Source organism: Stenotrophomonas geniculata ATCC 19374 = JCM 13324, from assembly GCF_001431625.1.
GTDB lineage: Bacteria > Pseudomonadota > Gammaproteobacteria > Xanthomonadales > Xanthomonadaceae > Stenotrophomonas > Stenotrophomonas geniculata.
Genome location: NZ_LLXT01000071.1, coordinates 1 through 796, shown reverse-complemented (window position 1 = coordinate 796; position 796 = coordinate 1). Strand labels below are relative to the sequence as shown.

The window sequence follows — 796 nt, the reverse complement described above, 5'->3', positions numbered from 1 at the left end:
GCCCCAGCCCCCATGATCGAATTCGGACACCTCACCCACCCCGGCATGCGCCGCGAGCTCAACGAGGACACCTACTACGGTGACAGCGAGCTGGCCTTGTGGCTGGTGGCCGACGGCATGGGCGGACCCGCCTGCGGCGAAGTGGCAAGCGCGCTGGCACGCGAGACCATCGTGCGCGAGATCCGCCGCGGCGCGCCGCTGGCGCAGGCCATCCGCACCGCCGACGAAGAGATCATCCGCGCCTCGCGCCGACGCAACGACACGCTGCCGATGGGCACCACCGTGGTTGCCGCGCGCGTGCAGGGCAATCGCTATGAAGTGGCGTGGGTCGGCGACAGCCGCGCCTACCTGTGGCGCGACGGCCAACTTGCGCAGCTCAGCCAGGACCACAGCGTGGTGCAGGAACTGGTCGCGCAGGGCAACCTGACCGCCGAACAGGCGCGCGCACATCCGCATCGCAACGTGGTCACCCAGGCGCTGGGCGTGACCGATCCGGCGCATCTGAACGTGGCCACCACCAGCGGTGAACTGCGCCCGGGCATGCAGCTGCTGCTGTGCAGTGACGGACTGACCGAGGAAGTGGACGACCGCGGCATCGCCCGCACCCTCGCCTTCGACGATGCCAGCGCGCAGGAGTGCGTGGATACGCTGGTCGCGGCCGCGCTCGACGGCGGTGGCCGCGACAACATCAGCGTCATCCTGGTGCGCTGCCACTGAACCTGGTGCATGAGCCGAGCATGGGCTCGGCTCTACAGTAGATCCACGCCATGCGTGGATGTTTATGCGCTGGGGCGCG

The 796-nt window shown here is 69.2% G+C and carries 1 protein-coding gene; it reads left to right on the top strand.

Annotation, left to right across the window (positions count from 1 at the left end):
- The first annotated feature begins 12 nt into the window (after positions 1 to 12).
- Entirely contained in the window at positions 13 to 717 is a 705-nt protein-coding gene (locus tag ARC63_RS04065; protein WP_010483871.1) for a PP2C family protein-serine/threonine phosphatase, read from the top strand.
- Positions 718 to 796 lie beyond the last annotated feature (79 nt).